The organism is Streptomyces thioluteus (genome assembly GCF_039535865.1).
This window is the reverse complement of the sequence record NZ_BAAAXZ010000122.1, coordinates 20655-28005: the sequence shown is the minus strand read 5'-3', so window position 1 is coordinate 28005 and position 7351 is coordinate 20655. Positions and strand designations below refer to the sequence as shown.

Here is a 7351-nt window from a genome sequence, read left to right as displayed (position 1 = left end):
GCCCCTGTGGTGGAGGAGGATCGTCCGGCCGTTGGCGGGGTGGTGGTGCCGTGGGTGCTGTCGGCCCGGAGTGAGGCCGCGTTGCGGGCTCAGGCGGGGCGTTTGGCCGGGGCGGTGGACGGTCTGCGGCCGGTGGACGTCGGCCCCTCGCTGGCCTCGGGACGGGCGTCCATGGAGCACCGGGCGGTCGTGCTCGGCAGCGACGTCGACGAACTGACCGCGAAGCTGGCCGAGTTCGCCGAGGGGCGTCCGGCGGTTGATGTGGTGGAGGGCCGGGCCGGTTCCGGTGGCGTGGTCTTCGTGTTCCCGGGTCAGGGTTCCCAGTGGGTCGGGATGGCCCGTGAACTCCTTCAGCATTCCTCGGTGTTCGCGCAGCGGATGGAGGAGTGTGCGGCGGCGTTGGAGCCGCAGTGCGGACGGCTGGTCGTTGCTGGGCGTCGTGCGGAACGGTTGACGAGGCGTTGTGTGCGGCGGGTGGACGTGGTCCAGCCGGTGTTGTTCGCGGTGATGGTGTCGTTGGCGGAGCTGTGGCAGTCGTTGGGGGTTCGTCCGGCTGCTGTGGTGGGTCATTCGCAGGGGAGATTGCTGCTGCGTGTGTGGCGGGGGGCCTGTCTCTGGAGGATGCGGCGCGTGTGGTTGCGCTGCGGAGCGGGCGTTTGCTGCGCCTGGCCGGGCGTGGTGGCATGGTGTCGGTTCTTGCGCCGTTGGAGCAGGTGACCGGGCGGTTGTCCGGTGGGCTTCAGATCGCGGTGGTGAACGGTCCGAGCAGGTCGTGGTCTCCGGTGCGCCGGAGGAGCTGGATGCCTTGATGGCCGGTTGCGAGGCCGACGGGGTCCAGGCCCGCCGCATCGCCGTCGACTACGCGTCCCATTCGGCGCAGGTCGATGAACTCCGAGCGGAGTTGCTGGAGATCCTGGCCGCATCGAGCCCCGACGGGCCGGGTTCCGTTGTTCTCCACGGTGACGGGCGAGCTCATCGACACGGCGGTGATGGACGCGGCGTACTGGTTCACCAATCTCCGTGAGACGGTGCGTTTCGACGCGGCGGTCAAGGGGCTGTTGGAGTCCGGGCATCAGGTTTTTCGTCGAGTCCAGTCCGCATCCGGTGCTGGTCGGTGCGGTCACTCAGATCGCCGAGGACCGGGGCGTGACCGCCGTCGGCACGCTGCGGCGAGGCGAGGACGAGCGTGCCCAACTCCTCCGGAATCTGGCGGAGGTGTACGTCGCGGGCGGTGGACGTGGACTGGTCGTCCCAGGTGGCCGGCGGCCGCCCGGTGGACCTGCCGACACTACGCCTTCCAACGCCGCCGCTACTGGCTGCCCGCCGGTGGAGAGGTGCAGGACGCTTCCGGCTCGGGCTGAACTCCTCGGGTCCATCCGCTGCTGGGCGCGGCCGTACGGCTCGCCTCCCAGGACGGGCTGGTCTTCACCGGCCGGCTGTCGCTGCACGCCCACCCGTGGCTCGCCGACCACGCCGTCTTCGGCACGGTCGTCCTCCCCGGCACCGCGTTCGTCGAGCTGGCGCTGCACGCCGGGGACGAGGTCGGCTGCGGAGTGCTGGAAGAACTGACGCTGGAGCGGCCGTTGGTGCTGGCCGAGGGTGCCTCTGTGGTGCGGTGCAGGTGTCGGTGGGAGCACCGGACGGCGCGGGCCGACGCGTGGTGGCCGTGCATTCGCGCGACGGGGGATGCCGACGCGGAGTGGGCGCGCCACGCGGCCGGTGTGCTGACGGCCGGTTCGACGGGTTCGGCGGAGTCCCTGGAGGGACAGTGGCCGCCGGCCGGTGCGCAACCGGTCGAGATCACGGACGCGTACGAGCAGTTGGCGGCCGTCGGGTACGGGTACGGCCCGGTGTTCCAGGGGCTGCACACGGTGTGGCGCGCGGGTGAGGAGCTGTTCGCCGAGGTGCGGGTTGCCGGCGAGGCGGATGCCTTTGGCGTCCACCCGGCGCTGCTCGACGCCGCGTTGCACGCGCTGCTCTCCGACGACCTGTGGGTGCCGTTCTCGTGGACGCGGTTGTGCGGCTGCACTCGTCGGCGCCTCGGTGCTGAGGGTCCGGCTGTCGCGGCGCGCCGACGGCTCCGTCCGGCTGGCGGCGTTCGACGGTGCCGGGCTGCGGTGGTGACGGTCGAGGAACTGCGTCTGCAGCGGATGTCGCGGGAAACAGCTGGGTTCGACGGCGGGTGATCCGCTGTACGAGCTTCAGTGGACCGAAGTGCGCTCCCGCAGGGTGAGGCGCCCTCTGAGGTCGTGGTCGAGTTCGTCGAGTCCGGGGGTGATGTCGCGTACCCGGGTCGGTGAGGTGCTCGCCCTGGTGCAGCGTTTCGTCGGCGAGGCGGAGTCGGACGGTTCGCGGCTGGTCGTGGTCACGCGTGGCGACATGACGCTGGAGCCGGATCCGGCGACGGCGGGGGTGTGGGTCTGGTGCGGTTCGGCGCAGGCCGAGTACCCGGGCCGGATCGTGATCGCCGACGTGGGCTCCCATGACGATGTGGCCCTGGCGGTTGCCTCGGGTGAGCCGCAGGTGGGCGGCGTGCGGCGGCCGGCTGTACGTGCCGCGGCTGTCGCCGTGACCTCCGAGGCGTCCGAGCCGCAGGGCTGGGATCCGGAGGGCACGGTCCTGATCACCGGCGCGGGCGGGGCATTGGGCACGCTGCTGGCCCGGCACTTGGTCACCGAGTACGGGGTGCGGCACCTGCTGCTGCTGAGTCGGCGTGGGCGTGTCGGTTCCGAGGAACTGGCGGACGAACTTGAGGCGTTGGGTGCTGCGGTGACCTTCGCCACCTGCGACGTGGCCGACCGGGAATCACTGTCTGCCGCGCTGGCGGAGGTGCCGGCGGAGCACCCGTTGACCGCCGTCCTGCACGCCGCGGGCGTGCTCGACGACGGTGTCGTCACCGCGCTGACGCCGGAGCGCGTCCGACGCGGGTCATGCGGCCGAAGGTCGACGGTGCCCGGCTGCTGGACGAGCTGACGCGTGACGCCGATCTGGCAGCCTTCGTGTTGTTCTCCTCGGCGGCGGGTGTGATGGTGGACGGCGGGGCAGGGCAACTACGCCGCCGCCAACACGTGGTTGGACGCCCTGGCGCAGGCACGCCGGGCCGAGGGCCTGGCCGCCACTCGATGGCGTGGGGCCTGTGGGCGAGCGACAGCTCCATGACCGCGCACCTGGACGACGCCGATCTCGCGCGACTTTCGCGCACTGGTCTGGCGCCGATGACGGCGGCCCAGGGGCTGGCGCTGTTCGACGCGGCGCTGGCCACCGACCGGGCACCGTCGTCCCCGCCCGGCTCGACCTGGCGGCGCTGCGCGGCCGGGCGGCGCGCGGCGAACTCCCCGCGATCTTCGCGTCCCTGGTGCGCACGCCCGCCACTCGGCGGGCGGCGGCCCCCGTCGCCGAGGACGACATCGCGTGGGTCGTCCGCATGGCGGGCCTGGACGAAGCACAGCGCGAGGCCGCACTGTCCGAACTGGCCGGTACGCAGATCGCTTTGGTGGCTGGGTCATGTGCGGCGGGTTCGGTGGATCCGGCTCGTGCGTTCCGTGACATGGGCTTCGACTCCCTGACGGGTCTGGAGCTGCGGAGGCGTCTGCAGGAGGCGACGGGGCTGCGGCTGCCGTCGACGCTGGTCTTCGACTACCCCACCCTCACCGCGCTGGTCGACTACCTGCGTGAGCAGGTGCTCGGCACCGACACCGGCTCCGCCGCCCCCGGCGGCGATCGTGCCGGCGGCGGACGACGACCCGATCGTGATCGTCGGCATGGCCTGCCGCATGCCCGACGGGATCGACTCGCCGGAGCAGCTGTGGCGCACGGTCGTCGAAGGCGTGGACGCGACCTCCGAGTTCCCCACGGATCGTGGCTGGGACCTGGCGGGCCTGTACGACCCGGACCCGAGCCGCCTGGGCACGAGTTACTCCCGGCGGGGCGGGTTCCTCGCCGGAGCCGGTGAGTTCGACGCCGACTTCTTCGGGATCAGCCCGCGCGAGGCGGGCGGCGATGGATCCGCAGCAGCGGCTGCTGCTGGAGACGGCGTGGGAGGCGTTCGAGCGGTCCGGTATCGACCCGACGTCCCTGCGCGGGCAGCAGGACCGGCGTGTTCGCCGGCCTGATGTACCACGACTACGGCTCCTGGCTGCCGGAGGCGGCGAGGGCATCGAGGGCCTGCTGATCACCGGGAACAGCGGGGGCGTCGCGTCGGGCCGGGTCTCCTAACCTGCTGGGCCCTGGAGGGGCCGGCGATGACGGTGGACACGGCGTGCTCGTCGTCCCCTCGTCGCCCTGCACCTCGCGGCGCAGGCGTTGCGCAATGGCGAATGCTCGCTGGCGTTGGCCGGTGGTGTGACGGTGATGTCGACTCCGACGACGTTCGTGGAGTTTCTCGGCGGCAGCGGGCGATGGCCCCGGACGGGCGGTGCAAGCCGTTCTCCGACGGCGCGGACGGCGGCCGGTTTGGTCGGAGGCGTGGGTCTGTTGGTGGTCGAGCGTCTCTCCGACGCCCGGCGCAACGGCCACCAGGTCCTCGCGGTGGTGCGTGGTTCGGCGGTGGAACCAGGACGGTGGCAGTAATGGTCTGACGGCGCCGAACGGGCCGTCGCAGCAGCGGGTGATCCGTGATGCGCTGGCGAGCGCGCGGCTGGGTGCCGCCGACGTCGATGCCGTGGAGGCGCACGGTACGGGCACGCGCGCTGGGTGATCCGATCGAGGCGCAGGCGCTCCTCGCCACGTACGGCCAGGACCGGCCGGAGGACCGGCCGTTGTGGCTGGGGTCGGTGAAGTCGAACATCGGGCACACGCAGGCGGCGGCGGGTGTCGCGGGGATCATCAAGATGGTGCAGGCGATGCGCCACGGCGTACTGCCGCAGACCCTGCACGCCGACGAGCCGTCGCACCACGTGGACTGGAGCGCCGGGGACGTCAGGCTGCTCACGGAGAACAGGCCGTGGCCCGAGGACGGCCGTCCGCGCCGGGCCGGCGTGTCGTCCTTCGGCATCGGCGGGACCAATGCGCATGTGATTCTTGAGGCTGCTCCTGCCCCTGTAGTGGAGGAGGATCGTCCGGTTGTCGACGGGGTGGTGCCGTGGGTGCTGTCGGCCCGGAGTGAGGCCGCGTTGCGGGCCCAGGCGGAGCGTTTGGCCGGGGCAGTGGACGGTCTGCGGCCGGTGGACGTCGGCTTCTCGCTGACGAACGGACGCGCGGACTGGGAACACCGGGCTGTCGTGGTGGGCAGCGACCGCGACGAACTCGCCGCCACGCTGAGGGAGTTCGCGGCCGGGCGTCCCGTTCCTGGCGTGGTGGACGGTCGGGCCGGGTCCGGTGGCGTGGTCTTCGTGTTCCCGGGCCAGGGCTCTCAGTGGGTGGGCATGGCGCGTGAACTGCTGGAGAACGCGCCCGTGTTCGCGCAGCGGATGGACGAGTGCGCGGCGGCCCTCCGGCCGCATGCGGACGGCTGGTCGCTGCTGGATGTCGTGCGCGAGGGTGACGAGGCGCTGTTGCGGCGGGTGGACGTGGTCCAGCCGGTGCTGTTCGCGGTGATGGTGTCGTTGGCCGAGCTGTGGCAGTCGTTGGGGGTCCGGCCGTCCGCCGTGGTCGGTCATTCCCAGGGTGAGATCGCGGCCGCCTGTGTGGCGGGGGGCCTGTCTCTGGAGGATGCGGCGCGTGTGGTTGCGCTGCGGAGCCGGGCGTTGCTGCGGCTGGCCGGACGGGGCGGCATGGTGTCCGTCCTGGCGCCGTTGGATCAGGTGACCGGGCGGTTGTCCGGTGGTGGGCTTCACGTCGCGGTGGTGAACGGTCCCGAGCAGGTCGTGGTCTCCGGTGCGCCGGAGGAGCTGGACGCCCTGATGGCCGGTTGCGAGGCCGACGGGGTCCAGGCCCGCCGCATCGCCGTCGACTACGCCAGCCACTCGGCGCAAGTCGAGGAGCTGCGCGAGGAATTGCTGGAGGTGCTCGGCGGCATCGAGCCCCGGTCCGGCCGTATCCCGCTGTTCTCCACGGTCACCGGCGAGCCGATCGACACGGCGGAGATGGACGCGGCGTACTGGTTCACCAATCTTCGTGAGACGGTGCGTTTCGACGTGGCGGTCGAGGGGCTGTTGGGGTCCGGGCATCAGGTTTTCGTCGAGTCCAGTCCGCATCCGGTGCTGGTCGGTGCGATCACTCAGATCGCCGAGGACCGGGGCGTGACCGCCGTCGGCACGCTGCGGCGAGGCGAGGACGAGCGTGCCCAACTCCTCCGGAATCTGGCGGAGGTGTACGTCGCGGGCGTGGACGTGGACTGGTCGTCCCAGGTGGCCGGCGGCCGCCCGGTGGACCTGCCGACCTACGCCTTCCAGCACCGCCACTACTGGCTGCCCGCCGGACGTCCGGCCCTCGACGCGGCCGGGCTCGGGCTGAACCCCGCGGGTCACCCCCTGCTGGGCGCGGCCGTTCGCCTGGCCGACGGCGACGACACCGTCCTCACCGGACGACTGTCCCTCGCCACGCACCCCTGGCTCGCCGACCACGCCGTCTTCGGCACGGTCATCCTCCCCGGCACCGCGTTCGTCGAACTCGCCCTCCGGGCCGGCGACGAGGTCGGCTGCGACCTGCTCGAAGAGCTGACGCTGGAACGGCCGTTGGTGCTGGCCGAGGACGCGTCCGTGGCGGTCCAGGTCTCGGTCGGAGCGGCGGACGGCGCGGGGCGCCGGACCATCGCCGTGCACTCGCGCGACCAGGAACGCGGCCAGGAACACGACCAGGCATCGGCCGGGGAATGGACGCGGCACGCCGTGGGCGTGCTCGCCGTCGCCCCGGCGGGTGCGGCGGAGCCCATGGCCGGGCAGTGGCCGCCGCACGGTGCCGAGTCCGTCGACGTGACCGATGCCTACGACGTGCTGGCAGGCCTGGGGTACGCCTACGGTCCGGCCTTCCAGGGGCTGAACGCACTGTGGCGTGCGGGCGACGAGCTGTTCGCCGAGGTGCGGTTGCCGGCCGAGGCGGAGGCGTTCGGCATCCACCCGGCGCTGCTCGACGCCGCGTTGCATCCACTGCCCTCGGGCGACCTGTGGGTGCCGTTCTCGTGGAACGGTGTGCGGCTGCACTCGGTCGGCGCCGCCGCCCTGCGGGTCCGGCTGTCGCGGCAGGCGGACGGTCCGGTGCGCGTGGCGGCGTTCGACGGCGCGGGGTTGCCGGTGGTGACGGTTGACGAACTGCGTCTGCAGCGGATGTCGCGGGAGCAGCTGGGTTCGACGGCGGGTGATCCGCTGTACGAGCTTCGGTGGACCGAAGTGCCGCTCCCGGAGGGCCCGTACGAGGTCCCGTCGGAGGTCGTGGTCGAGTTCGTCGAGTCCGGGGGCGATGTCCGTACCCGGGT

Annotated in this window: 5 protein-coding genes and 5 pseudogenes; all 10 read left to right on the top strand. The window is 72.1% G+C overall.

The window, feature by feature from the left end:
• Positions 1-6 precede the first annotated feature (6 nt).
• Positions 7-1024: pseudogene (locus tag ABD794_RS16100) on the top strand (acyltransferase domain-containing protein).
• 355 nt (positions 1025-1379) lie between these two features.
• Positions 1380-2186 carry a polyketide synthase dehydratase domain-containing protein gene (locus tag ABD794_RS16085; protein WP_344964073.1) on the top strand — a complete coding sequence of 269 codons (807 nt, stop codon included), beginning with the start codon at positions 1380-1382 and terminating at the stop codon, positions 2184-2186.
• Positions 2187-2277: 91 nt separating this feature from the next.
• On the top strand, positions 2278-2973 hold the full coding sequence (locus ABD794_RS16080) for an SDR family NAD(P)-dependent oxidoreductase (RefSeq protein WP_425586039.1): 696 nt from the start codon (positions 2278-2280) through the stop codon (positions 2971-2973).
• Positions 2974-3072: 99 nt separating this feature from the next.
• Positions 3073-3159: a hypothetical protein gene (locus tag ABD794_RS19105; RefSeq protein WP_425586040.1), complete on the top strand. Its 87-nt coding sequence runs from the start codon at positions 3073-3075 to the stop codon at positions 3157-3159.
• Between the two features lie 265 nt (positions 3160-3424).
• A pseudogene (locus tag ABD794_RS16075) lies at positions 3425-3610 on the top strand (acyl carrier protein); the annotation flags it as partial.
• A 151-nt stretch (positions 3611-3761) separates the two neighbouring features.
• Positions 3762-3932: pseudogene (locus ABD794_RS16070) on the top strand (beta-ketoacyl synthase N-terminal-like domain-containing protein); the annotation flags it as partial.
• A 67-nt stretch (positions 3933-3999) separates the two neighbouring features.
• Positions 4000-4215 (top strand): beta-ketoacyl synthase N-terminal-like domain-containing protein, encoded by a 216-nt coding sequence (locus ABD794_RS16065; protein ID WP_344964060.1) that lies wholly within the window; start codon positions 4000-4002, stop codon positions 4213-4215.
• Positions 4216-4302: 87 nt separating this feature from the next.
• Positions 4303-4440: pseudogene (locus tag ABD794_RS19100) on the top strand (beta-ketoacyl synthase N-terminal-like domain-containing protein); the annotation flags it as partial.
• Between the two features lie 94 nt (positions 4441-4534).
• Positions 4535-4696 carry a hypothetical protein gene (locus ABD794_RS16060; RefSeq protein WP_344964058.1) on the top strand — a complete coding sequence of 54 codons (162 nt, stop codon included), beginning with the start codon at positions 4535-4537 and terminating at the stop codon, positions 4694-4696.
• Positions 4656-7160 (top strand): annotated as a pseudogene (locus ABD794_RS19095) (type I polyketide synthase); the annotation flags it as partial. The gene ABD794_RS16060 and the pseudogene ABD794_RS19095, both read left to right, overlap by 41 nt.
• Positions 7161-7351 lie beyond the last annotated feature (191 nt).